This window comes from Agrobacterium sp. FDAARGOS_525 (genome assembly GCF_003938925.1).
Classification (GTDB): Bacteria; Pseudomonadota; Alphaproteobacteria; order Rhizobiales; family Rhizobiaceae; genus Agrobacterium; species Agrobacterium pusense.
In genome coordinates, this window is sequence record NZ_RKIU01000003.1 from 3,001,676 (window position 1) to 3,026,207 (window position 24,532).

General features: G+C 58.5%; 24 protein-coding genes, 1 tRNA gene and 2 pseudogenes. 17 read left to right on the forward strand and 10 right to left on the reverse strand.

Features of this window, described 5'->3' with window-relative positions; translation table 11 throughout:
• Positions 1–260 precede the first annotated feature (260 nt).
• Positions 261–3,230 (forward strand): excinuclease ABC subunit UvrB, encoded by a 2,970-nt coding sequence (gene uvrB / locus EGT36_RS16270; protein ID WP_037089984.1) that lies wholly within the window; start codon positions 261–263, stop codon positions 3,228–3,230.
• A gap of 90 nt (positions 3,231–3,320) precedes the next feature.
• Here the strand turns inward: uvrB and EGT36_RS16275 are convergent, their stop codons facing one another.
• Positions 3,321–3,917 (reverse strand): hypothetical protein, encoded by a 597-nt coding sequence (locus EGT36_RS16275; RefSeq protein ID WP_004442676.1) that lies wholly within the window; start codon positions 3,915–3,917, stop codon positions 3,321–3,323.
• Between the two features lie 198 nt (positions 3,918–4,115).
• Here EGT36_RS16275 and EGT36_RS16280 point away from each other — a divergent pair, with 198 nt between their 5' ends.
• Entirely contained in the window at positions 4,116–5,066 is a 951-nt protein-coding gene (locus EGT36_RS16280; RefSeq protein WP_172965613.1) for an alpha/beta hydrolase, read from the forward strand.
• A gap of 40 nt (positions 5,067–5,106) precedes the next feature.
• Here the strand turns inward: EGT36_RS16280 and EGT36_RS16285 are convergent, their stop codons facing one another.
• Complete coding sequence (locus tag EGT36_RS16285) at positions 5,107–5,526, reverse strand: DUF1801 domain-containing protein (RefSeq protein WP_004442680.1); 420 nt, start codon at positions 5,524–5,526, stop codon at positions 5,107–5,109.
• Positions 5,527–5,666: 140 nt separating this feature from the next.
• Here EGT36_RS16285 and EGT36_RS16290 point away from each other — a divergent pair, with 140 nt between their 5' ends.
• Both EGT36_RS16290 and EGT36_RS16295 read left to right on the forward strand, forming a co-directional pair.
• Complete coding sequence (locus EGT36_RS16290) at positions 5,667–6,122, forward strand: PRC-barrel domain-containing protein (protein WP_004442682.1); 456 nt, start codon at positions 5,667–5,669, stop codon at positions 6,120–6,122.
• 201 nt (positions 6,123–6,323) lie between these two features.
• Positions 6,324–6,890, forward strand: a complete 567-nt coding sequence (locus tag EGT36_RS16295) for a DUF922 domain-containing Zn-dependent protease (protein ID WP_479829515.1) — start codon at positions 6,324–6,326, stop codon at positions 6,888–6,890.
• A 7-nt stretch (positions 6,891–6,897) separates the two neighbouring features.
• Here the strand turns inward: EGT36_RS16295 and EGT36_RS16300 are convergent, their stop codons facing one another.
• Complete coding sequence (locus EGT36_RS16300) at positions 6,898–7,500, reverse strand: J domain-containing protein (protein WP_003522436.1); 603 nt, start codon at positions 7,498–7,500, stop codon at positions 6,898–6,900.
• A gap of 392 nt (positions 7,501–7,892) precedes the next feature.
• On the opposite strand from EGT36_RS16300, the gene EGT36_RS16305 reads away from it, so the two are divergent.
• The 3 genes from EGT36_RS16305 to EGT36_RS30540 all read left to right on the forward strand — a co-directional run bounded on the left by EGT36_RS16305 (position 7,893) and on the right by EGT36_RS30540 (position 9,057).
• Complete coding sequence (locus tag EGT36_RS16305; protein ID WP_037089958.1) at positions 7,893–8,246, forward strand: nuclear transport factor 2 family protein; 354 nt, start codon at positions 7,893–7,895, stop codon at positions 8,244–8,246.
• A 428-nt stretch (positions 8,247–8,674) separates the two neighbouring features.
• Positions 8,675–8,890 carry a hypothetical protein gene (locus tag EGT36_RS16310; protein WP_125270538.1) on the forward strand — a complete coding sequence of 72 codons (216 nt, stop codon included), beginning with the start codon at positions 8,675–8,677 and terminating at the stop codon, positions 8,888–8,890.
• Positions 8,887–9,057: a hypothetical protein gene (locus EGT36_RS30540; RefSeq protein WP_172965652.1), complete on the forward strand. Its 171-nt coding sequence runs from the start codon at positions 8,887–8,889 to the stop codon at positions 9,055–9,057. Before EGT36_RS16310 ends, EGT36_RS30540 begins: the two co-directional genes overlap by 4 nt.
• Before the next feature lie 7 nt (positions 9,058–9,064).
• On the opposite strand, the gene EGT36_RS16315 is transcribed toward EGT36_RS30540, so the two are convergent.
• From EGT36_RS16315 to EGT36_RS16335, 4 genes are all read right to left on the reverse strand, one after another.
• Positions 9,065–9,391, reverse strand: a complete 327-nt coding sequence (locus EGT36_RS16315) for a hypothetical protein (RefSeq protein WP_125270539.1) — start codon at positions 9,389–9,391, stop codon at positions 9,065–9,067.
• A complete protein-coding gene (locus EGT36_RS16320) occupies positions 9,375–9,830 on the reverse strand; it encodes a hypothetical protein (RefSeq protein WP_125270540.1) in 456 nt (151 codons plus the stop codon). The genes EGT36_RS16315 and EGT36_RS16320 overlap by 17 nt, the downstream gene beginning before the upstream one ends.
• Before the next feature lie 172 nt (positions 9,831–10,002).
• Entirely contained in the window at positions 10,003–10,206 is a 204-nt protein-coding gene (locus EGT36_RS16330; RefSeq protein ID WP_125270541.1) for a hypothetical protein, read from the reverse strand.
• Positions 10,203–11,021 (reverse strand): glycoside hydrolase family 108 protein, encoded by an 819-nt coding sequence (locus tag EGT36_RS16335; protein WP_125270542.1) that lies wholly within the window; start codon positions 11,019–11,021, stop codon positions 10,203–10,205. Before EGT36_RS16335 ends, EGT36_RS16330 begins: the two co-directional genes overlap by 4 nt.
• A gap of 94 nt (positions 11,022–11,115) precedes the next feature.
• On the opposite strand from EGT36_RS16335, the gene EGT36_RS16340 reads away from it, so the two are divergent.
• The 3 genes from EGT36_RS16340 (at position 11,116) to nhaA (ending at position 14,024) form a co-directional block, all read left to right on the forward strand.
• Entirely contained in the window at positions 11,116–11,769 is a 654-nt protein-coding gene (locus EGT36_RS16340) for a class I SAM-dependent methyltransferase (RefSeq protein WP_125270543.1), read from the forward strand.
• 89 nt (positions 11,770–11,858) lie between these two features.
• Positions 11,859–12,179, forward strand: coding sequence for a hypothetical protein (locus EGT36_RS16345; RefSeq protein WP_125270544.1), 321 nt, complete (start codon positions 11,859–11,861; stop codon positions 12,177–12,179).
• A gap of 657 nt (positions 12,180–12,836) precedes the next feature.
• On the forward strand, positions 12,837–14,024 hold the full coding sequence (gene nhaA / locus EGT36_RS16350; RefSeq protein ID WP_125270076.1) for a Na+/H+ antiporter NhaA: 1,188 nt from the start codon (positions 12,837–12,839) through the stop codon (positions 14,022–14,024).
• Here nhaA and tnpC read toward each other — a convergent pair.
• Positions 13,993–15,551 (reverse strand): annotated as a pseudogene (gene tnpC / locus EGT36_RS16355) (IS66 family transposase). The gene nhaA and the pseudogene tnpC overlap by 32 nt on opposite strands.
• Positions 15,552–15,797: 246 nt before the next feature.
• Here tnpC and istA point away from each other — a divergent pair.
• From istA to EGT36_RS16385, 6 genes are all read left to right on the forward strand, one after another.
• Positions 15,798–17,297 (forward strand): IS21 family transposase, encoded by a 1,500-nt coding sequence (gene istA, locus EGT36_RS16360; protein WP_052821263.1) that lies wholly within the window; start codon positions 15,798–15,800, stop codon positions 17,295–17,297.
• Between the two features lies 1 nt (position 17,298).
• Entirely contained in the window at positions 17,299–18,033 is a 735-nt protein-coding gene (gene istB / locus EGT36_RS16365) for an IS21-like element helper ATPase IstB (RefSeq protein ID WP_003501246.1), read from the forward strand.
• Between the two features lie 229 nt (positions 18,034–18,262).
• The gene (locus EGT36_RS16370; protein WP_125270545.1) at positions 18,263–18,769 is read left to right on the forward strand and encodes a DUF1643 domain-containing protein; all 507 of its coding nucleotides are present in this window, start codon (positions 18,263–18,265) and stop codon (positions 18,767–18,769) included.
• The gene (locus tag EGT36_RS16375) at positions 18,769–19,134 is read left to right on the forward strand and encodes an HNH endonuclease signature motif containing protein (RefSeq protein WP_125270546.1); all 366 of its coding nucleotides are present in this window, start codon (positions 18,769–18,771) and stop codon (positions 19,132–19,134) included. The genes EGT36_RS16370 and EGT36_RS16375 overlap by 1 nt, the downstream gene beginning before the upstream one ends.
• A 17-nt stretch (positions 19,135–19,151) precedes the next feature.
• A complete protein-coding gene (locus EGT36_RS16380; RefSeq protein WP_210211228.1) occupies positions 19,152–19,982 on the forward strand; it encodes a DNA adenine methylase in 831 nt (276 codons plus the stop codon).
• A 199-nt stretch (positions 19,983–20,181) separates the two neighbouring features.
• The gene (locus EGT36_RS16385) at positions 20,182–21,255 is read left to right on the forward strand and encodes a site-specific integrase (RefSeq protein ID WP_286084062.1); all 1,074 of its coding nucleotides are present in this window, start codon (positions 20,182–20,184) and stop codon (positions 21,253–21,255) included.
• A gap of 83 nt (positions 21,256–21,338) precedes the next feature.
• Here the strand turns inward: EGT36_RS16385 and EGT36_RS16390 are convergent.
• Positions 21,339–21,414: transfer RNA gene (locus EGT36_RS16390), tRNA-Thr, on the reverse strand.
• A 212-nt stretch (positions 21,415–21,626) separates the two neighbouring features.
• Between EGT36_RS16390 and EGT36_RS16395 the strand changes: the two genes are divergently transcribed.
• A complete protein-coding gene (locus tag EGT36_RS16395) occupies positions 21,627–23,366 on the forward strand; it encodes a GGDEF domain-containing protein (protein WP_125269968.1) in 1,740 nt (579 codons plus the stop codon).
• Between the two features lie 29 nt (positions 23,367–23,395).
• Here EGT36_RS16395 and EGT36_RS16400 read toward each other — a convergent pair.
• A pseudogene (locus EGT36_RS16400) lies at positions 23,396–24,504 on the reverse strand (endonuclease/exonuclease/phosphatase family protein).
• Between the last annotated feature and the right edge of the window lie 28 nt (positions 24,505–24,532).

Here is a 24,532-nt window from a genome sequence, read left to right on the forward strand (position 1 = left end):
GTCCTGGAAAAAAGAGGGATGTCGTAAAATGCAGCGGAAGAAGGCAGTCTGAGGGGATCCCTCATCCTGCCGTAATGGATTTGCTCTAGCGCATCCGGCCGAAAACCGGAATCGATTTCTACGGATCGCGGCAAGGCCGTGTTCAGCCGCTACGCAACGCATCCGGCGGAATTTTGTTCCGCATGCTCCGTTTCCTTTTTGTACTCATTTTTTCACTGTCTCCCCTTCCCTTTGCGCGTGACTCTCTCCATATTTCGCCCATGGCCAGATCACCGAAAAACTCCACCTCCTCGCCCTCGGGCTTCGAGGAAGCTCCGCAATCGTCATTCGAAGGCGCGCCGCTCGGCGGCAGCGTTGCCGATTGGGTCAAGCAACTTGAGGCGGATGCGGAAGCATCCTCCGTGGAGACCCAGCGCGAAATCGCTTCGAAGGCGGGCAAGCACCGCAAGAAGATCGAAATAGAAGCGCGCAAGGAAGCGGAAAAGGCCGCCACAAAGACGGCGAAAAAGACCACCGCGTCCAAAACGGCGCGCGGCGTTTCGATCGGCGCGTCGAGCGATCCGAAAACGCGCGCCGCCGCGGGTCTCAATCCTGTAGCAGGGCTCGATGTCTCCTTGGAGGATGCCCAGTCCCTGGCACCGGGCGCGGTGACGGCGACGGTGGACGCGCTTTCCAAACTGATTGAAAGCGGCAACCCGCTCTTCAAGGATGGCAAGCTTTGGACACCCCACAGGCCGGCCCGTCCGCCGAAATCGGAAGGCGGCATCGCCATCGAGATGGTGACGGACTACAAGCCATCCGGCGATCAGCCGACCGCCATTGCCGATCTCGTCGAAGGCCTCAATTCCGGCGACCGCTCGCAGGTGCTGCTCGGCGTCACCGGCTCCGGCAAGACCTTCACCATGGCCAAGGTGATCGAGGCCACACAGCGCCCGGCCGTTATTCTGGCGCCCAACAAGACGCTGGCTGCCCAGCTCTATTCCGAATTCAAAAACTTCTTTCCAAACAATGCGGTGGAGTATTTCGTTTCCTATTACGATTATTACCAGCCGGAAGCCTATGTGCCGCGTTCCGACACCTATATCGAGAAGGAATCGTCGATCAACGAGCAGATCGACCGTATGCGCCACGCCGCAACCCGCGCCATTCTCGAACGTGACGACTGTATCATCGTCGCTTCGGTTTCCTGTATCTATGGTATCGGTTCGGTCGAGACCTATACGGCCATGACCTTCCAGATGCAGGTAGGCGACAAGCTGGATCAACGCCAGCTTCTTGCCGACCTCGTGGCCCAGCAATACAAGCGGCAGGACATCAACTTCGTGCGCGGCTCCTTCCGCGTGCGCGGTGATACGATCGAGATCTTCCCCGCCCACCTTGAAGATGCGGCCTGGCGCATTTCCATGTGGGGTGACGAGATTGAATCCATCACCGAATTCGACCCGCTGACCGGCCATAAGACCGGCGACCTGCAATCGGTGAAGATTTACGCCAATTCGCACTATGTGACACCGCGCCCGACGCTGAACGGCGCGATCAAGTCGATCAAGGAAGAGCTGAAGCTGCGCCTCGCCGAGCTTGAAAAAGCCGGCCGCCTGCTGGAAGCCCAGCGTCTGGAACAGCGCACGCGCTACGATGTCGAGATGCTGGAGGCCACGGGCTCCTGCGCCGGCATCGAAAACTATTCACGCTATCTCACCGGCCGCAATCCGGGCGAGCCGCCGCCGACCCTGTTCGAGTATATTCCCGACAACGCGCTGATCTTCATCGACGAAAGCCACGTCACCGTTCCTCAGATCGGCGGCATGTATCGCGGCGACTTCCGCCGCAAGGCAACGCTGGCCGAATATGGCTTCCGCCTGCCCTCGTGCATGGACAACCGTCCCCTGCGCTTCGAGGAATGGGATGCCATGCGCCCGCAGACCATTTCCGTCTCCGCCACCCCCGGAGGCTGGGAAATGGAGCAATCCGGCGGCGTTTTCGCCGAACAGGTCATCCGTCCGACCGGCCTCATCGATCCTCCGGTCGAAGTGCGCTCCGCCCGCACCCAGGTGGACGATGTTCTCGGCGAAATCCGCGAGACCGCCGCCAAGGGCTACCGCACGCTCTGCACCGTGCTGACCAAGCGGATGGCCGAAGACCTCACCGAATATCTGCATGAACAGGGTGTCCGCGTCCGTTACATGCACTCCGATATTGACACGCTGGAGCGCATCGAGATCATCCGCGACCTGCGGCTCGGCGCTTTCGACGTGCTCGTCGGCATCAACCTGCTGCGCGAGGGTCTCGATATTCCGGAATGTGGTTTCGTAGCCATCCTCGACGCAGACAAGGAAGGCTTCCTGCGCTCGGAGACCTCGCTGATCCAGACCATCGGCCGCGCCGCGCGTAACGTCGATGGCAAGGTCATCCTTTATGCCGACAATATCACCGGTTCGATGAAGCGGGCGATGGAGGAAACCTCCCGCCGCCGTGAAAAGCAGATGGCCTATAACCAGGAACATGGCATCACGCCGGAATCGGTCAAGGCGAGGATCTCCGACATTCTTGATTCCGTATATGAACGCGACCACGTAAGAGCCGATATTTCAGGCGTTTCCGGCAAGGGCTTCGCCGATGGCGGTCATCTGGTCGGCAACAATCTCCAGGCCCATCTCAACGCGCTGGAAAAATCCATGCGCGACGCCGCAGCGGACCTCGACTTTGAAAAGGCAGCCCGTCTGCGCGACGAAATCAAACGCCTCAAGGCAGCCGAACTTGCCACCATGGACGACCCCATGGCCAAGGAAGAAGCACGTGCGGTCGAAGGCGGCGGGAAAAACAACAGACGGAGCCACTTGTCGATTTCCCCCGTTGAGGGGGAGACATCCGGCAGGGCAGACGGGGATGCCGCTTCCACGAACGAAAGCGGGAAGTCTCTCTTCGCCAAACCTTCGCTGGACGAGATGGGTCCGGGCTCCGACGCAGGAAAACCGCTTTTCCGCAAGAACACGCTGGACGAGATGACCGTGGGCCGTACCGAAAAGCCCGTAAGGGGCGCGGTGCCCGATAAGCCCGCGACCGAACCCGGCAAGAGGTTCTCCCCGCTGCTGGAAGGCCAGCCCGAACGCTCCACGGACGATCCGCGGCCGCTGGTCCGTGGCAAGATCGGCGCCGGTTCCTATGAAGATGCCGGAGAGCAGAAGCGCAAAAGCAGGACCAAGGGCAAGACTGGCCGTCCGGGCCGCTGATGCGCTCTGTGCAAGGCCCGCCTGACATGAACAGCGGCTAAGGCTCCCATCTTTCATGTCGGCGCCGTCTGCGCATGCCGGCGGCGCCTGTCAGCCTTCACAAGGCGTGATCAGCGACTTGACCGCGGTTGCCCCGAACAGCTTGACCAGATCCGCATCAAGCGATGTGGGAATATAGTCTTCGTTTTCCGCCGGTTTCATATAGATCGAGGAATAGATCGGGCCAGCGGGAAACGTGCCTTTGAAGCAGGCTTTCACGATCTTGATCTCGGTGCTGCCTCTGATACGGGGACCCTGAGCGCGGGAACGGCGCACCCGCTCCTGTAGCTCCGCGAGCCTTCCGACGTCTTCGGGCTTTACCCGCCATACGCTCGCCAACATACCATCCCGTTTTTCCGGCCGGAATTTAGCGAGCGCAGCCGCATCCGTATCCGCCACCAGCGCGTAGGTCGCAACGGTTTCTTCGGCTGCGCCGTCTGTCCTGCTCCGGGTGATCATCACGGCGTCACCGGACCGGAGGGAAAGATTGGCTGGCAGTTGCAATCCGACCCGCACATGCTCGAAATCCATCGTCAGAAAATCCTGCCGCATCAGCTTGGGAATGCTGGAAATCGGTACGGTCATGCAACCGGCGAGGAACAGTAGAAAAACAGACAGGCAGGCAAAACGCGATAATGGCAATGTCATCCTGTTGGAACCTGAAAAAAGCAGCTTAATGAAGTGGGCTCGTCAAACCACGTTTGCGGCGTCGCAATCGCCAGACCGCGCGCAAACTTGCGCGAACAACATTGCCGTAACATTATGAAATCAGGAACGCGTAGGCCCGAGGAACGTTGATCGTTTTCGGGAATGATGACAGGAGACCCATATGTATCGAAAAAACTTATGGCCTTCTGTCTGTTCATGTCCTCCGGTTCAGCTTTCGCCGGCCATATCCAAGACGCCACCTTTCACAGCGCCGCCCTGAACGCGCCGCTCCCTGTCAATATCTATCGCCCCGAAGGTCCGCCGCCCGAAAACGGCTGGCCTGTACTTTACCTCCTGCACGGCCATGACGGCGACCAGAACAGCTGGCGCGATCTCGGCAATATCGAAAAGACGCTCGATACGCTCATCGAGGCTGGCGCCATCCGCCCTCTGGTTGTCGTGATGCCCGGCGTGAAAAACAGCTGGTATGTGGATTCTGCCGCCGTCGGCGGTCCCGGCGATTACGAGACCGCCCTCACCGGCGATCTGCGCCACCAGATCGAAAAAACGCTGCCGGTGCGAAAAGATCGTCAAGGCCGCGCCATTGTTGGCCTTTCCATGGGCGGTTTCGGCGCCCTGCATCTCGCCTACGGCCACGAGGACCTCTATGGCGCCGTCGCCAGCCTGTCGGGCGCCATCTGGCAAAGCGTGCCCGCCTCCGATCTCGACAAGACACCCGCCGAACTCAAGCTCATTCAGGACAGCGCCTTTTTCCACCGCGTCGACCGCACCACCGTCACCAGCGGCATCGTGCTTCCCTCAACCGGCGATCATTTCTCCGGCGCCTTCGGCACCCCTTTCGATGCACGTCTCTTTAACGAAAAGAATGTCTTCACCCTCGTCGCACAGCATGTCGCAGAAAGTCAGGATCTCCCCGCCACCTATTTGACTGTGGGAGATGACGATGGCTTCTTCCTCTGGCGCGGTGCCATTGCCCTGCATGAGACCCTGCAGGCGGACAACCGCAAATCCGAACTGCGGGTGACGGATGGCGATCACGTCTGGTCCGTGTGGAAGGTTTCGATCATCGATGCGCTGAAATTCATCGACGGAGAGTGGGACAAGACAGCGGATGCCAACCGCGATTAAATCACGATCTGTCGTTCTTTGCCGGTGACACCGCCCGGCTTTATCCCCGCTTCTTTCCGCTTTTTCCCGCCACGTTCAACGCCACCGCAGCGCGGATCAGCGCTGCCAGCGCCTCCTCATCAACGACATCGCCCTCGTGAAAATCGATGGCGCGCCGCGTGTTGCCCTCAAGGCTCGAATTGAACAGGCCTGACGGGTCCTCCAGAGAGGCGCCCTTCGCAAATGTCATCTTCACCGCGCTTTTATAGGTTTCGCCGGTGCAGAGAATGCCCGCATGCGACCAGACCGGAACGCCGCGCCACTTCACCTCTTCCACCACTTCCGGATCGGCCTTCTGGATCACCGCGCGAACACGCGCGAGCGTCTCGCCGCGCCAGTCGCCCAGCTCCGCGATCTTCCGGTCGATGAAGTCTGATGGTGCGGTCTGCTCTGCATCTTCAGTCACCGTGTTTTTCGCCATGACATCCTCCCGATTTCGACGCACGCCTGTTTCTTTTTCACCATAGACCAAATTTTCCTGTCATCCCATGAGGAACCAAATCCGCTCTTTGCCGTTTCTTCCCCGAACGCAATGTTCAGCATAAAAAGGGAAGAAACATCATGAAAATCAATGTCATCGCTCTCGCTGCCGCAGCAGCGCTCTCCTCTTCCGTGGCATTTGCCCAGACGGCTGCCACGGCTCCTGCTGCCGGCGCGGATGCGACCTTGTCGGGCCCCGGCATTACCATGGGTACGAAGGCAACCGGCCCGCTGAAGTTCGTCAATGTCCAGAAGACCGATCTCACCGCTTCCCAGCTTGATGGCATGGATATCTATAACGCCCAGAATGAAAACATCGGCGAAATCGAAGACGTCGTGATCGGCGATGGCAAGGCGGTGATCGGCCTCGTGGCCAGCGTCGGCGGCTTCCTGGGCATCGACAAAAGCTACGTGGTGCTCGATCCGGCCTCCGTGGCCGTTCATAATGACAACGGCACATGGAAGGCCTTTGTCGATACCACCAAGGATGCACTGCAGAACGCTCCGAAGCTCGATTACGACAAGCTGGACGACTGATTACCCCTGCAGTCGAGGCTTGTCCCCCCGCGCTCCGGCGCGGGGGTTTTTCATGCGTGGAAGTCTAAACATCAGGCAGCATTCCCACCGCCCGCACCCTTGCCTCACTGCCCGCCTCTCGCCTATCTTCGGCGCGCAACCTGCAAGGATCGATGCGTGCCCGTCAACAGCCTCCCCAAAATCACCTTCAGCGCCGCAATCATGTTGCTGAGCGCTCTCCCGCTATCAGCACAGTCCACCGGCTGGAAACCCGCCGAGCAGATAAAGACCTATGCCGTCAGCGGCAATACGGGCGGTGCGCTTTATCAGTCCATCGGCGAGCGCGGCCCGGCTGCGGGCGTGCAGGCCATTGCCCACACCACCTTCAAGCTGACGTGGCGGAGAGACTACCGACCGCAGCCCGACGGTGCCTGTGTGCTGGCCAGTGCCAGACCCAATCTCACCATCATCTACACCTGGCCAAAGGCGCCTGCCCATCTGCCGGCCGCCGTCGCCGCCAGCTGGAAGACCTTCATTTCCGGGGTGGAAACCCATGAGCGAGTTCATGGCGAGCACATTCTCGATATGGTGAGAAAGATCGAAGCCTTCAGCACCGGGCTACGGGCGGAAGACGATCCCAAATGCCAGAAGGTGCGCGCTGTTCTGCAGCAAAGGTTAGGTGAGCTTTCCAACGAGCAGCGCCAACGCGGCCGAGATTTCGACCGGGATGAACTGTCCCCGGGCGGGCGGGTTCACCAGCTCATACTCGCCCTCGTCAACGGCCCATGACAGGCAGTTACTCCGCCGCCTCGCCCTTCAGCAACGGCTCGGCGAGCGTCACGCTCTCCAGCTCGTAGGAATAGCCCTCGAGCATGGTATAGGCCTGTTCTATCGCCTCGATCTGCGCCTCCGCGTTGCGTATGGCTTCGGCTATGGACTGGCTTCGGGCGCGGAGCATCGAACTCAGCACATCGGTTTCCGGCTTCCGTCCGAGACGGTCCATATGTTTACGCACCCGGGTACGGTGCCGTTCGAGTTCCAGAATATGGAAGCGGCTTTTCAGAATATCGTCGGTCAGCTTCCGGCGCATGGCAGCCACGGGATCAAAACTCCCGGGTTCCCGCTCGTCCAGGATGAATTCATTGACCAGCGTTTCCAGCATCAGCAGGCCCTTGAGATCCTTGGCATCGGCAAGCTGCGGATCGTAACCCGTGTCATCGAAGACCTTGCGGCGCACGGGATCCTTCAGAAGTTCATAGGCTGTCTGCAGGCGCGCGAACTGCTCGGCATCGCCACCGCTGTCGGGATGGGCAGCCTTCGCAACCTTGCGGTAGGCCGACTTGATCGCCGCCTCGTCGGCATCCCGCTCCACGCCAAGCAAAACATAGGGATCAATCACAAAAACACCTTCAAACGCAAACTGTTACCCGCACGCTGCTATCACTCTCAACCGGTCAGCAACCGGATCATAGGCCAAATCCGCCCCGTGCGGCACCCCGCGACGGCGCTTAAACCGGCAGAACACGAATTTACGCGCTCCCGCACGAGAGGGTCTCTCTGCCGAAAAAGCCTTGAGGCTGAAATTTGTCGGACCCAAGGCGACTATACCGACAGCCGGGACAAAATTGTGGACAGTGGCAGCAAAACGTCGACCGGCATCGGAACCGCTCCAGCACGGGCCGCCACGAGAGATCGTCACGTGCCCCGAACAGGCGCATTTTCAGGAGGTTATGGTGGAATGTCGCCAAGGGGTGTAAGCTCCCCTTTTGGATCCGAGGGAGGGAAGATCCGATGCCGCAAACCATTACCCAGACCGTGACGGATTATGTGCACGCCATGGCCTATGCGGATGAAGGCCTGATGCGCGATGTTTTTGACCCGCGCGCCAGCATCGTCGGCACATTCGAAGGCGCGACTGAATGGCTGTCTCTGGAGGACTTTGTCGATCAGGTCCGCAAAACCGAACGCGGCCTTCCCGATCACGGCCCCGCCTTCGAAATCCTCGGCATCGACAAGGAGGGAGACAGCGCCTCGGTAAAGCTGACAACCCGGTTCGACGGTATGGATTTTTACGAATATCTGTCCCTGCTGGAGCACGACGGCAACTGGACGATCGTGCACAAGCTCTATCACATAAAGCCATAGCCGCTGCACGAACATCAGTCGTGCAGTGCGTATGAAAGACAGGCCAAATCCTTGAAAATACTGGTGCCCCCGGCAGGGTTCGAACCCGCGACCCCCTGATTACAAATTCCATCGCACATTCAATTATTTCAGGTGCGTGGGGTGGCGCAATCTGTAAAATGAAGCCGAAAAACACCCAAGTATTCCAGTTATGTAACACGAATTGAAGAAATCCGCAACTTGTCCAACATGAGCCAGACCAGCAGGATCCGTTCAATCCGTTCCAATATCATCGAACGATCCGCATCGTCCGCTGCGTGTCATTGCTGCTCGATTGACTCTTGCTCATAAGAGAACATAATAAGAACATGCTTAAGAGTGAGATCGATCAAAGTTTTGAGAATTGGTGGAAGACTGTGAGGGGCGCAACCGAACAGGACAAAGCCAGAATGCGCCTTGCTTTCGTCGCAGGATGTAAATTTGTCGATAGCGCCAAACCCAAGCTCTACCGTTTTCAATCCGGCCGGTGGGTCGTGAGCGTTCAGGCGACATCGAAACGGGAGGCGAAGGTCATCGCCGCAGCGAAGCTTACGCAGCGCGCCACCAGGAAGTCCTCCGCACCGGGGAGAGGCTGGCGACTGCGAGAGCTGGAGGCCGATCAATGAGCGACCAGACCAACAAGGCCGGCGATGGCATCCACGAGAACCACTGGTGCGAGCACTCCGGCTGTAAGAAGTGGGGTGGCTTCGGATACAGTCGGTCGAAGGCCGAGAAGTCATCCTGGCACTGCTGGGAGCACTACCCCCAGCGCGATATGTTCAAGGCCCCCTAACCACCAATCAACTGCCGCGCCGTATCATTTCCTTTTGAAGTTCATCGACCTGATCGCTCAGGCGATCTAGCGCATCGCAGACCTTCTCTGTACCCCGCTCAAAAGATTTCCGCATGTTGATTGCTTCAACAGTATGCGCCTCAAGCGCGCGCGTGGCGTTATTCAGAGCCGTCGGGTCTACAATAACCGCAGCAACCTGTGCCGCCGCTGGCGAAGTCGCTGGAGTCGCCTTAGCACCTTGCCAAAGCCCGAGATACCGAACCCCAAAGATTATCGCGAGAGTTGCGCCGAAGGTGATAAGAGCGGGCGTCGGCAGATTAGCCAGCTGTTCCATTCCTGATTTCCCCTTGGTCGCGAGCGGCGCGGTTTATGTTGACGAGCTCGCCAAAAGCAAAAAGCGGATAAATGGCGATCCACGTGCTCACGACATCTGAGGATGCGAAGCCATATGTTATGCCTGTCCAAATGATGCATCCCACCCCAGCCGAAAACTGCCTGATCTGGGGCGTTACCTTCTCCTTGGCGCCATTGATGACAAGGCCAATGATGCGCAAGCATCCGACGATCGCCATGAGCCAGCCGAGGAACGGTTCCGATGGGAACAGCTCGCGGAAGGTGTGAAACTGCGGCAGGTTGAAAGTCTGCGTCGGCAAAAGAAGAACCCAGCCAAAGCCGATCATGTGCAGCGCCATGAACCACTCGGTCATTCTCGGGCCGAAGCGATGCTGGATGCGCACCCACATGCCAACGCCCCTGTAACCAGGCGCGCTCATTTCCAGCACCCTTCACGCCTTCCATGTGCATTATGGCTTGCCACCTGGTTAGCGAACTGCCGATCGTCCGTTGTGATCTTCACCGCTGTGTCGAGCGTCGGCTGAAGCTTGCTCCACCCGGCGCACACATTCGAGACGTTCGGCGTCTGGCAGCCCGTAATGAGCGCACAACTCAGCAGCAGCGGTAAGAATTGATTTCCACATTGGTTTCGTTCCTTGATTGGAGGACTTCGACAGTCTTCGTCAGTGTCTCTGTGGCCATCTCGGCGCGCTGGACGCGCTTTCCTACGAGGTAAGATGAGACAGTCACCACACCGACACAGACAAGTCCACCAGCGGCGATCTTGAGCCAGTTGGGGATGAGAGCCCAGATCATGCTGCCCTCACCCGCTTAACGAGATAGATGAAGCCGAGGATGCCGCCGCCGATCATCAGCGCGGCGAGCGCCCACTGCACTGGGCCAGATCCGGCAAAGATTGCGCCGGCCGCCGACAGGAAGCCGCCAAGCGGGCCCCAAGCTTCCGGTTTCTTGATCACCTCGATCAGGCCGGTGTCTCGGACATCAGCTTTCGCCTTGCCTTCCTCCGGCACCTTCACATCCTTGACCATATCGGCGCTGAGTGTAGCCAGGCGAACGGCATTGCCGACGACGCCCAGCTGATCGGCCCACTGGCCTTTCGGATCCTTGCCGGTGACACGGATGGTCCAGCCACGACCATTGGCCGGGAAGCCAGTCTTTGGGTTCGTCAGACTGCGGAGATAAGCCATGCGCTCGTCGCAATAGGCGTGGATGAGCTTGGCGATACCACCAGGGTATGCCTTGACGGCAGCCACCGTCTGCTCGCCCACAACGCCATCCTCACGAACCCCGAGAACCTTTTGCAGGCGCCGTACTGCGGTTGCCGGTCCAGAGTTCACGCCGAAGTCAAAGGCAGCGTAATCGAGGCCCTTGGGCAGAAGATCGCCGCCGCTCTGCGTCCAGTAGGACCGGCGATAGATTTCCTCTGCTTCCTCGCGCGTCATTGCCTTGACCTGCTCGGCCGTGACAGATGCAACGCCACGATGTGCTGCAAGCGTCTTGTGGGTGACGCCGTATTTTGTTGCGCCGCCGCGATCCGTCTTTGCATTGACGTAGCCGCCCTCGTGACCAAACATAAGGTCGAGAGCGACGGGAAGCGTTTCCCGAGCCATGATTTTCTCCTGATTGTATGGGTTATTTTCGTTTTCAATTTGCGATATACATGCTCGAAAATATCGCGGTCTGTTTCATATTGTGGAGGCGTAAATGAGCGACGGTTTCTTGCATCGCTATTTTTTAAACAATGGACACAAGCGCCTTCACAAGTGGATGCACTATTTCGATGCGTACGAGCACCACTTCGAACGGTTTCGCGGCAAGAAGCCTACAGTACTTGAAATAGGCGTATTTGGCGGCGGGTCGCTCGCCATGTGGAAAGACTACTTCGGCGACGGCGCAAACATTCTTGGCCTTGATATCGATGCGGAGTGCAAAGCTCACGAGGCCGAGGGTATTAAGGTCTACATTGGAAGCCAGGATGACCCACAGATCATTCAGACTATCATCGATGAAAACCCCCAGATCGACATCGTCATTGACGATGGCAGCCACCGCATGGACCATGTCCTAGCTTCGTTCAATTTACTCTACGAACGGATTTCGCCGAAAGGCATTTACTTCGTTGAAGACACTCACACCTGCTATTGGCCTGAGTATCAGGGCGGCCTTGGCAATCCGAAATCCTTCATGGAATTCACAAAGACCAAACTTGACGAGATCAACGCAGTGCACACAAGGGGTGCGGTTGAAACGACCACATTTACGAGATCAACCAGGTCCATAACAATCTATGACAGCATTTGCGTTTTCGAAAAAGCGCCCCAAGGGAAAAGACAAACCCCCATAACCGAGCCGCTTTAGTGGACGATGAGATTAGTCATTCGTCTTCTCCTGATTGTAATTTTCGGATTGTCGCTCATGAATCCCACCCAGAAATGGAGCGACAATAGATGATCGACTGGAACTATGTTCAGCAGCACTGGGACTGGGCAGGCCACATTCTCGAAGCGCTGGTCATGGCGGCCATCGTCGCCACCCTTTTCAGGGCGATTCTAAATTGGCGTTTGTCGTGTATTATCGGGCTGGGTTTCGCCGCCGGTCATTTCCACGGACGTGAGAAACGCGACTACGAGGTGTCCGTGCAAATGCCCCCACCCCACTTGGAGGGCTATTATTTTTGGAATTGGTCGTGGGACGGTGTGACAGACTTTTGGCCAACGGCAGTTGTTTGCGCTGCGCTGATCCTGCTAGTAGTGAGATGGTTTAAATGAACCGTCTAGACTCGTGCCGGAGACAACAATGAAGCAGCAATTGACCAACGAGGAACTTCTGAGTGTTATCACCGGACAAACCGCTATAATATCCACACTCATCAATGCCCTAATAAGTTCGGGAGCGCTCCAGAGGAACGAAATCGTAAACGCTCTTTACGAAACGCTGGCCAAGGCGCCGTCAATTCACAGTCCGGCGGCTGCACCGTTCAAGCACCTACTGAGTTTGCTGGAGGCTTAGAGCCCCAGCGCTTGTTGAGCCATTTCTTCACCGGCTGGGTATAGGTCTAACAACGAGTGCGCGCGCCATCTAGCCTGAATATCCAATTGAGGCCAACAACGCCACCCCATCGACTCCGACCAGAGAAAGCATACCTATGAATTCATCAATCCCAGAGACAGAGCTACTTCAACCGTAAGCGGTGTGCCGCTGGCACATTGAATTCGCGCCCATATCAAACATGCAATTGCGGCGCGGACATTTTACAGGATCATGCTTGATCACTTGATGGCGCGTATCTGGCTCATGCGGGTCGAATTTTGTAGAAATGAGCACGGATAGTCGCTAGATATTGCCCACAGCGCGTGCTGCGGTGCTGCGGGTTCCCCCGAAATCCACGGAGACTACGATCAACCTCTCACAAGGAGCGCGAACCCATGTCTTCGACGATGTCCAAGGGCCGCATTCAATCCACTCTCCGCCACTTTCTCGATAACGAGGCATCAGGCGGTGTCATCCTGATGTTCGTTGCCGCAATGGCAATCGCGACAGCGAATTCGCCGATGGCGGATGCGTATTTCAATATCCTTCATGTCTATATCGGGCCGCTCAGCATCCAGCACTGGATCAATGACGCACTGATGGCTGTCTTCTTCTTGCTGGTGGGACTGGAAATAAAGCGAGAGATGCTGGACGGTCAGCTATCGACCTGGAGCAGACGCATCCTGCCGGGAGCCGCCGCCGCCGGAGGGATGGTGTTTCCGGCGCTGTTCTACATTTACTTTAACTGGAACGATGCGTCCGCGCTCAGGGGATGGGCCATTCCGACGGCGACCGATATCGCTTTTGCGCTCGGCGTGCTGTCGCTGTTCGGGAAACGTGTCCCGGCATCGCTGAAAATCTTTCTGGCCGCGTTGGCAATCATCGATGATCTTGGGGCAGTCATCGTAATTGCGCTGTTCTATACCGCCGACCTCAACCTGCTGGCACTTTCCGGCGCGGCTATTGTCGTCGGCAACCTCATCATCTTTAACCGGATGGGCGTAAAGGCACTGTGGCCCTACCTGGTGCTGGGTGCAGTGCTATGGGTTCTGGTGTTCTCATCCGGCGTCCATGCTACGCTGGCGGGTGTCGTACTGGCGCTTACGATTCCGTTGAAACTCACGCCGGGCACTCCGGAAGCCACTCATGCAGAATCTCCTTTGCATAAGCTGGAGCACCATCTTCACAAGCCGGTGGCGTTTGCCATCGTGCCGATCTTCGGCTTTGCCAATGCTGGTGTCTCATTTGCCGGGGTTTCGATGTCGATTGTCACCGAGCCGCTGACCATGGGTGTCGCCGCCGGGCTGCTGCTCGGAAAACTGGTCGGCGTTCTTGGCACGGTTGCAGTTCTTGTAAACCTCAAACTTGCCGAACTTCCTGCACAAGCGAGCTGGGGACAGATGGCCGGGGTGGCACTCTTGTGCGGTATCGGCTTCACCATGTCTCTGTTTATCGGACTGCTGGCATTCAACGATCCGAACGTCCAGGATCACGTGAAAATCGGCATTCTGCTGGGTTCACTGACATCGGGCTTGATTGGTGCGGTTTTGCTCACCGCATTTGGCCGTCGATCCGAGACTTAAATCGGGCGCTCCACGGTAGCAGGTCATCGATCTGACTCTGCTTGTGGCCGTTGGCGATGGCGGTCAGGGTGGTGCTCATGTAGGCGAACGGCTCGACAGCATTGAGCTTGCAGGTTTCGATGAGTGAGGCGATTGTCGCCCAGTTCTCCGCTCCCGCATCGTGTCCCGCGAAGAGAGCGTTCTTCCGGTTCAACGCAATTGGTCTGATGGTCCGCTCAACCGTATTGTTGTCGATCTCGATGCGGCCGTCTGTCAGGAAGAGCTTCAAACCATCCCAGTATTTGTTGATGTAGGCCAAGGCCTCGCCAAGCGGGGACTTGGTCGCGACACGGCTACGGTGATGGTCAAGCCAGGCCTGCATGTCGGCGACGACCCGCGCTGAGCGTTCCTGTCGTCCAGCAAGACGAGCCGTTAGATCACGGCGTCGTAGCTCGGCTTCAATGCGATACAGCTCCCCGATCCGTTTGACGCCGTCCTCGGCAATGGGTGCTGATCCGTTGCGCGTGATCTCTACCAGCTTGCGCCGTGCGTGGGCCCAGCAATAGGCCAGCCGAATGTCCGGCCCAACGCGCTCTGGTGCGATCAGTCTGTTGTATCCGGCATAGCCATCCACCTGCAGGATGCCGGAGAAGCCCTGCAATATACGTTCGGCATGAATGCCCCCGCGACCGGGAGCGTAGGTGAAGGCCACGCCGGTGGAGCGCCGCCGCCCCATGGGCGATCATCCCGCGCCAGCGCCCAGAAGTATCCGGTCTTGGTCTTGCGCGAGCCGGGATCGAGAACCGGGGCACGGGTCTCGTCCATGAACAGCTTGGTAGAGCGCTTCAGGTCGGCGATCAGAGCATCAAAGACCGGACCGAGTTCGAATGCCGCCCGCCCGACCCAATCGGCGAGCGTCGAACGGTCGAGATCGATACCCTGGCGGCTCATGATCTGTGCCTGCCGATAAAGCGGCAGGTGATCGGCGTATTTGGACACCAACACATGCGCGATAGTCGCCTCGGTCGGCAATCCGGCGTGGATCAATCGTGCAGACGCTGGAGCTTGAGATACGCCATCGGTGCAGGCACGGCAGGCATATTTGGGACGACGAGTGACGATGACGCGGAACTGTGCCGGGATGATATCGAGTCGCTCGGACACGTCTTCCCCGATGCAATGCAGGCCGCCGCCACAGTTGCAGATCAAGCTTTCGGGCTCGATGATCTCCTCGACACGAGGAAGGTGGGCGGGAAGAGAGCCACGATTGGCGGCGCGAGTTTTGGGGTGCGGCTTACCTGGAGCGCTGTCGGCCTCGTCTTCGGCATGGATCGCCGCAATGGCCGTTTCTAGGTCTTCCAGTGCAAGATCGAATTGCTCAGGATCGACCTTCTCGGATTTGCGGCCAAAGGCGGCTTGTTTGAAAGCAGCGACCAGTTTCTCCAGCCGTTCGATCCGCTCGTCCTTGCGGACTTCACGAAGCTGGGAGGCAATCAGCATCGCCTTCAGGGCAGCAATATCGTCTGGAAGATCGACCGCATCCAACATGCTGGAATCTTATCAAATTGGGCGGCATCACGCCGCCGGAATTTGCGAACCGAGTCATCGTGACGCACCTATTCGATTGCGGTTGGCGCTCGTGCCTCTACGGACCGAACCCGACGCCAGTCGAGCCCGGCTGTGATTAGGCATGGAATAAGGACCCCGCACATGGGGTGATCGGCGTCCAAACGGGACCCCCATTTGCAATGGGGTTACAACAGCCTCCGGTTTCATCGGAGGCTTTTTGTTCGGATGCTTATTGTGGAAACAATTCTGAAGATACGGCGGCTAGCCCATGTTCAGGGCAAGTCGATCAAGGCGATCTGCCGGGAGTTGGGCATATCGCGGAAAGTGGTGCGGAAGGTTTTGCGCACCGATGAGACGGAGTTCAAATACGAACGGACCCGTCAACCTCAGCCGAAGCTCGGCCCCTGGCGCGGTCAGCTCGATGGAATGCTCCTCGCCAATGAGGCCAAATCTTCTCGCGAACGGCTGACACTGATCCGGATATTCGAGGACTTGCGCGACCTCGGCTACGAGGGCGGTTACGACACAGTCCGGCGTTACGCCCGAACATGGGCGAAGGAGCGCGGGTCCGTGACGGCGCAAGCCTATGTGCCGCTCTATTACGCGCCGGGCGAGGCCTACCAGTTCGACTGGAGCCACGAGATTGTCGTGCTGAACGGCGTGACGACGACGGTGAAGGTTGCGCATATCCGGCTCTGCCACAGCCGGATGATGTATGTGAGAGCCTATCCGCGCGAGACGCAAGAGATGGTCTTCGACGCCCATGACAGGGCGTTCGCTTTCTTCGGCGGGGCCTGCACGCGCGGCATCTATGATAATATGAAGACCGCGGTGGAGACGGTCTTCGTCGGCAAGGAACGGCAATACAATCGCCGCTTCCTACAGATGTGCAGCCATTACCTGATCGAACCGGTGGCCTGCACGCCGGCGTCGGGGTGGGAGAAAGGCCAGGTCGAGAACCAGGTCAATCTGGTGCGCGAACGCTTCTTCACGCCGCGACTGCGCTTCAAATCCTACGATGAACTGAATGGCTGGTTGCTGGACAAGTGCATCAGTTACGCCCGCGCTCATAAGCACGTCGATCAGACGGAGCGCACGATCTGGGAGGTGTTCGATGCGGAGCGGCCGCACCTGGTCGGCTATCCCGGCAAATTCGACGGCTTCCACGCTGTGCAGGCCTCGATCGGCAAGACCTGCCTCGTGCGTTTCGACAACAACAAATACTCGGTACTGTCTACGGCAGTCGGCCGCCCTGCCGAGATACATGCCTATGCAGATCGCATCGTCATCCGGCAGGATGGCGTGGAAATCGGCCAACACGATCGCTGCTTCGGCCGTGGCGAGACGATCTATAATCCCTGGCATTACGTGCCGGTCCTGACCCGCAAACCGGGAGCACTGCGCAACGGTGCGCCGTTCCACGACTGGGTTTTGCCCGCCGCCATGGAGAAGGTGCGCCGCCGGCTGAAGGCAATGCATGACGGCGACCGGCAGATGGTGTCGATCCTCGAATGCGTGGGCCTGGACGGGCTCCCCGCCGTCGAAGCGGCCTGCCAGGAGGCGATCGATCAGGGCGTGTTCTCGGCCGCCGTCATCATCAACATTCTGGCCCGCAAGCGTGATCCGCAGCCGGCCGCCATCCTTTCCATCCCCGATGCGCTTCGCCTGACCCATGAGCCTCTGGCCGACTGCGCCCGTTACGACAGCCTGAGGAGGGCAAGCTGATATGGAACGATCCCAAATCCTCGACATGATGGGCACGCTGAAGCTGTTCGGCATGCGTAGCGCCTATGACGAGATCATGGCCTCCGGCATCAAGCGACAGCACGAACCGCCGCGCATCGTCGGTGACCTGCTTCAGTCGGAGATCGCCGAGAAGCAAGCGCGCTCCATCAAATACCAGATCACCGTCGCCAAGCTGCCGCTGGCCAAGGACATCGACGACTTCGACTTCACCGACACGCCGGTCAACGAAGGCCTGGTGCGCCAACTCGCAACCGGGGCCTTCCTCGCCGAGCAGCACAATATCGTTCTGGTCGGCGGAACCGGCACGGGAAAGTCTCACCTGTCCATCGCCCTTGCTCGTGCTCTGATCCGCAATGGCGCACGCGGCCGCTTCTTCAACGTCGTCGACCTCGTCAATCGGCTCGAGACGGAGGCACGTAGCGGCAAACAGGGACGGCTGGCCGACTTCATCACCAGGCTCGACTTCGTCATCATGGACGAACTGGGCTATCTCCCATTTGCCCAGGCGGGCGGCCAGCTCCTCTTCCACCTCATCAGCAGGCTCTACGAGCGGACGTCCATCATCGTCACGACGAACCTGGCCTTCGGCGAGTGGCCGGCCGTATTCGGCGACGCCAAGATGACCGCCGCTCTGCTCGACAGGCTCACCCACCATTGCGAGATCGTGGAAACCGGGAACGAATCCTGGCGCTTTAAAAACCGCTCTCAAAGCTAAAGCCGAAAAGACAAACAACCCGCGCCCGCAGGCCCTTGCGCTAAATGGAGAGCCCCGGGCCTACGCGCGCTGACCCGATGCAACTAGAGGCAGGGGTCCCTTTTGGGAGCCGATAAGGGGTCCCGTTACGACGCCGATTGACACGCAAAGCAGCTGGGATGCTCAATGAGGGCCTAATCCCAGGCATCGAGCACCGGATCGCCTTCTATGCGTCTAAAGGCGGTATATCATGAGCGATCTACTTATGACTCGTCGCGCTATGTTTTCCGACTGCGGTCTTTACCGCTATCTCCTTGAACACGACTACGGACGCTCCGGCCCCGTCATTTCGCTTGGAATGGTCAATCCGTCTGAGGCGGACGAGGAAAAGAACGATTCCACAATGACGAAGGTAGACGGCTTCGCCTATCGCCTTGGCGCCAGCAAGGTCATCGTCTGGAATTTGTGTGCGCTCATTAACAAGGACGTAAAGGCTTTGGCGCGCGCAGCCGATCCGGTCGGCCCCGAGAATGATGCGCATATCGCGAAGGCGATACAGGGTGCGGACATTCACATCGTGGCGTGGGGTCCCGCGACCAAACTGCCGAAAGCTTTGCGCACCAGGTGGCAATCCGTCGTCAGTGTTTTGCGTGACGCTGGAGCTAAGCCGATGTGCTGGGGAGTGGCGACGGACGGACAGCCACGACACCCGCTGATGGTCGCTTACGCCACACCTCTCATCCCGTGGAGCGTGTAATGTCCAGGCGCCAGTCTATCCGCGAAAAGATTATGAGCCGTGTCAGCGTTGATCCGGTCACGGGCTGCTGGCTTTGGACAGGCCCAACGTCCGGCACCAGCGGACGCGGCCACGGCTACCCTCGCATGTCGCTTGGAGGCCAAACCGTCGCGGTGCACATCGCGATGTGGACCAACGAGCACGGATACATTCCCGGCAAGAAGGAGCTGGACCACAAGTGCCGTAACCGGCTGTGTGTCAATCCGGATCCTGAGCATCTGGAGATGGTCACACGCAAACAGAACGCCATACGCCGTGAGCAGGCCCGACGGATGCGGTGCGAGGAAGTTTTCGGTGCAGACAGCACCGGCGAGGTGGGTGCATGAGCCCGACCCGACCAGCTATGCGGTGGCACGGCGGCAAGTGGCTGCTTGCACCGTGGATCATCAGTCACTTTCCTGACCACCGCACATATGTCGAGCCCTTTGGCGGCGCCGCATCAGTGCTGTTGCGAAAATGCAAATCGTATGCCGAGGTATACAACGACCTCGACGACGAGGCCGTAAACCTCTTTCGAGTTATGCGGTCCGACCGCGCAGGAGAGCTAGTTGAGGCGCTTCGCCTTACGCCCTTCGCTCGTACGGAGTTCGCCCTTGCATATGAAAAGCACGAAGATCCGGTAGAGCGGGCTCGGCGCCTGGTAACGCGGTCATTTCTTGGCTTCGGCGGTGATGCCGTCAAAAACAGAACCACGGGATTTCGCAACGATAGCAACCGAAGCGGCGGGCCGCCGGCGAAAGACTGGGCGAACTATCCGGACTGTCTGCCGGCGCTGATCGAGCGCCTCCGTGGCGTCGTCATCGAGAGCAGGCCAGCAGAATATGTAATCGGTAAATTCGATGGACCCGAGACGCTTTTTTACGTCGATCCACCTTATGTTCACAGCAGTCGTGACCTTGGCGGAAACGGCAAACTACCGCGACACACGTACGAATTTGAGATGACCGATCACGACCACGTTCGGCTCCTTGAGCAGCTGCGCGCGGTTGAGGGTATGGTCGTTCTCTCCGGCTACGCCTCCGAGCTTTATGACGACGCCCTGTCTGACTGGAAGCGGGTGACACGCGCAGCGCAGGCGGACGGCGCCCGCACTCGCACTGAGGTTCTTTGGGTTAACCCGGCCGGCAGAGATCGCCTCGACGCAATCCCGCTGTTGATCGAAGGCGTCGCGTAATGGGTATTTTCTTGAAACCAACGGGATCAACGCACCCTGTGGAAACAATGTGGACAACACTTCATGAGTAGGGCCCGCACTTACACAAAATCCGAAATTGCGGATGCTGCATCAGCTGCAGCAGCGCACAACGTCCGGGTCATCATGCACCCGTCAGGCGAGATTGAGTTCGCCCCAAAGAGTTTCGCTGTTGTCGATCGTGAAGATGATGCCGGTGAGAAGGCTTGGAGGGACTGGGAAAATGGAAGGAAAGCTGGTGGGCGTGCACGAGGTTAAAGCCAAACTCGCTGATGGCTCGACGGTCACGTACTACTACGCATGGCGCGGCAAAGGGGCACCGCGCATGACATCAAAGCCCGGCACCAAAGCTTTCACTGCCGAGTTTATCCGGCTGACGAAGGATCGGGCAAAGTTCACTTATCAGGGGACGGTCGGATCCTTGATCGCCGACTTTCGAGCGACCGCGAAATATAAAAAACTCGCGGTCACCACTCGGAAAGACTACGAGCGCATGTTCGGCGTGATCGAAAACAATTTCCGGGATCTGCGGCTTGAGGCCGTAGAGGCTCGTGGAAGCCGGAAACGCTTTATCGAGTGGCGAGACACCATGAAGGACGCTCCTCGCTCTGCTGACATGCATCTGGGGCTGCTGGCGCGCGTATTCGCGTGGGCAAAGGATAATGAAATCATCCTCCGCAACCCTCTAGAACGCGTCGAGCATCTTCACGAGGGCACCAGGCGCGATTGCGTGTGGACTATGGACCAGATCAATACCGTGCTGACCAAAGCTGCGCCGCACATCAGAAACGTGGCGTGCATCGCACTTTGGACGATGCAGAGGCAGGCTGACATCCTTACGATGCCGATGATCGCATTCGATGGACAACGCGTATCGATCAAGCAGGGGAAGACGGGCGCTCGCGTGCGCATCACAGCCGCCCCTGCAATCCTGCCGATATTGCAGGACGCCAAAGACAGCGGCCGCCAGCGCGTGCTGGTGAACTCGTTCGGCCAGAACTGGACGGCAAGTGGCTTCAAGTCATCCTGGCGCAAAGAGATGGCGCGACTGAAGATCAAGGGCGTTACGTTCCACGACTTGCGAGGAACGGCTATTACGTACGCATACGCGCACCTGCACCGCTCGCATGAGGACAAGGTCCAGCTAATTGCGGAGATCTCTGGCCATTCTCGGGAGGAAGCTGAAGGAATTATTCGGCGTCATTATCTTGCTGGACAGGAGGTCATTGACGCCATCAGCAAGGGAACGCGTTAGCAACAAATTGTAAAACGCGTGACAGGCTGTAAAATGGATGCTGTTGAAATTTCGCGTAAATAATTGATTTCAAAGCGAAAAACTGGTGCCCCCGGCAGGGTTCGAACCCGCGACCCCCTGATTACAAATCAGGTGCTCTACCAACTGAGCTACAAGGGCAATCCAGTGCCTTGCCAACTATCAGATTCTGACCGGGTGTAAAGCGAAAACTGATCACGCAGCACGGGCGGCGCGCTTTTCCACACCATGCCCGCAGGCCAGGCCGCAGGATCGTCAAGACGGCAAAAGCGCAGCAATATAAGCGAAGTATTTACGCGACGCGGCTAAAATGGTGATGAATTATACCCGATTGAGTGAGAACAACGCATCAAATGCGCGCAAGCATACAGAAAATTCAGCTAACGGGCACGATCGTCATCGCCGCGAGCTCCATCCTGCTGGCCACACTTGCCGCGCTGCCAAGCGTTTCCAACTATCTGCGTTACCGTACCAACGCGGCGCAGCTCACCCGCTTCGAAACCGCTCTCCAGTCCGCATGGCTGGTTTCGGCGGAGCGCGGTCCCGCGAACAATGTGATGGGCGCATCCACCGCTGAACAGGATTTGGTCGCAGCTCTCGCTGCCGCGCGCAAGGCAACGGACGACAAGCTGTCGGAACTGGAAGCTTTCTTCGCCGACGACATCAGGACCCAGCCGGAGCTGGCGAAATCGCTGGCCGAGACCCGCGAGAAACTCGCGCAGTCCCGCAACGCGGTGGATCAGGTAGCCGCCCTGCCGTTGTCGGCACGCAGCCACACGGCCATGTCGGGCGCCATATCATCGATGTTCAAGGCCGCGGACAGTGTCAATCTGCTGCGTGGCAAGGCAGCGCGTGCCATCATCAAGGTGACGCCCGATGTGGCGATAGACATCGCGATGACGGGCACCGCCGGTGTCATGCGGGACAGGATCGGCCGCCTCGGCTCCTATGTGATCATGGGTCTGCGGGCGAACAGACAGGAAAAGCTGGGTTATCGCGCCAAGTTCGATGCGGAGATGCAGAGCCTGCTATCACTGAAGGCATCGTTGACCAACTACACCGCCGCCTATCTTTCCACGCCGCGACTGGACAGGGCGTTCCGCGATCTCGAAACCTATTATTTCGGTCAGGCGCTGCGCTACGCGCAGAATACGATCGTGATCGCCATGCCGTCCGCCCAGCCGAGCGTGCTTGAATTTTCCAGGAACTATATTTCGGGGATGCGTTCATCCGATACGTTGCGCGATCTCATTCTGGCCGAGACACGCGCGCGACTCGAAAAGAAGCAGCAGGAAGCCCTGATCTACGGCGCCACATCGCTTTTTCTCGCAGGTATTGCGGTTCTGGTCCTGCTACGGCTCACATCTGTCTACAAAACAGCGCTGTTCCGGCCCATGCAATCCGTTCAGGCACAGATTGCGGCCATCGCCGCGGGCGATCTTTCAGAGGCGCAGCATGAGGACAGGGTCGCCCCGGAGGTGAAGAAGATGTTCCAGGAACTCGACTTCCTGCGGGAGCAGCTTCGTCAAAAGGGCGAAATGGAGAACCAGCAGCGCGCGCTGGCCGAACAGTTACGCGCACTTTCCGAGACGGATGCGCTGACGGGCGTCTTCAACCGACGGGCGCTCGAAAAGGCCGTTCGTTCCCTGTTGACGGGCGAGGACCAGTGTCAGTCGCTCGGCGTGATGATCGTCGACATCGACCATTTCAAATCGATCAATGACCGTTATGGCCATGCCATGGGTGACATTGCACTTCAAAAGACCGCGGCTTTGTTGCGGGGCGCATTGCGCAAGAACGACATTCTTGCCCGCTATGGCGGCGAAGAATTCGTCGTGGTGCTGCAGGATGTCAGCCATGCCACGGCAACGGCAACGGCCGACCGCCTCCGCCGCCTGATCGAAGCCCAGATCGTGGATGAACAAAGTGGATTGTCGCTGACGGCGAGCTTTGGCGTCGTCTGGCAGGAAGCGCGGGCGGTCAACAGCTGGGACGAGTTGATCGCGATTGCTGATGACCGGCTTTATGAAGCCAAGCGCGCTGGTCGCAACCGGGTCTGGGCCACCTATTTCCCGAAAGCCGCCAACGGTTAGAAGCCACCGGTTTCCGACCGCCGACGACGTCAGATCAGGTCCAGCGTCATCACGACAGGGCAATGATCGGAAGCCTTGGGGCGGTCCCAGCCAGTGCGCGGATAACGCTCCACCTCCTGCCCCGGCGGAAAGATGGTGCGATAAGGCTGGCCGGCGCGGACGATTTCGGGAACCCGCGTCGCGTTGCTTTCGGCCAGGCGCGGAGAAAGCCAGATGTAATCAAGCTGGCACAAATGCTGCTCCTGTGGGCCCCGCGAATGATAGAGCGTCCAGCGGTCCATGACATCGCGACGCAGCATCGGATTGATGACAAAATCGTCGGCAGTGAAGACATCGAGCGCACTTCTTGCCTCTTCGACGGGCGTGAAGCTGTAGCCATTGCGCCTGTCACCGGCAATCGCGACGCGTTCCTGATAGTCGTTCATGTCGCCGCAGATCGCGAAATTCTTGTTGCGCGTATTGCCCGCACCCCAGCGATTTCGATGATGCGGCGCACAGCCATGGCTTCCGCCTCGCGGATCGGCATGGTGCCGAGCCGGGCGTCCAACGCTTCGCGGGCATTGGTCATGGACTTGAAATGCGTGACGTAAAGCGTCAGCGGCTTGCCGCCGATCCTCAGATCGATTTCAAGGCAATCCCGTTTGAATATCTTGTCATCGATCTGGTTGGTCGCGGCAAGTGCCGGATTGAAGAGATCGAGATTGCGATAGGTCAGCGCCGCATGGCTCTTGATGTCGACCACCTCGATCTTCTCGCCATCCCGCGTCTCCTCGCGCATGACGACCGCGACATCGATACCGCGGCTGTCATTGCCCTCGACCAGATATTTCTGCAGATAGCCATTGCCGACCATGCGATAGAGATAGCCATATTCGAAGGCCTGCAGGGCCGCCATGTTGTCGACTTCCTGCAGGCAAAGAATATCGGCATCCGCGTCGGCGATGGCGAGCGCCGAAAGCTGGCGCGTATCGTCGGTGGATGAGACCATCCGCGCACTTTCAAGGGCCTGATAGGTCGCCTCGTCCCTGATATCAAAAAGCTGGATCGCCCTGTCGCGCCGCGTCTGGTTGCGAAAGCCGGTGAAATCGAAACGGGTGAGAAGATTTTCGATATTGAAGGTGGCAAGCCGAAGCGACATGAATCATTCCTATTGCTGCGACCCCAGC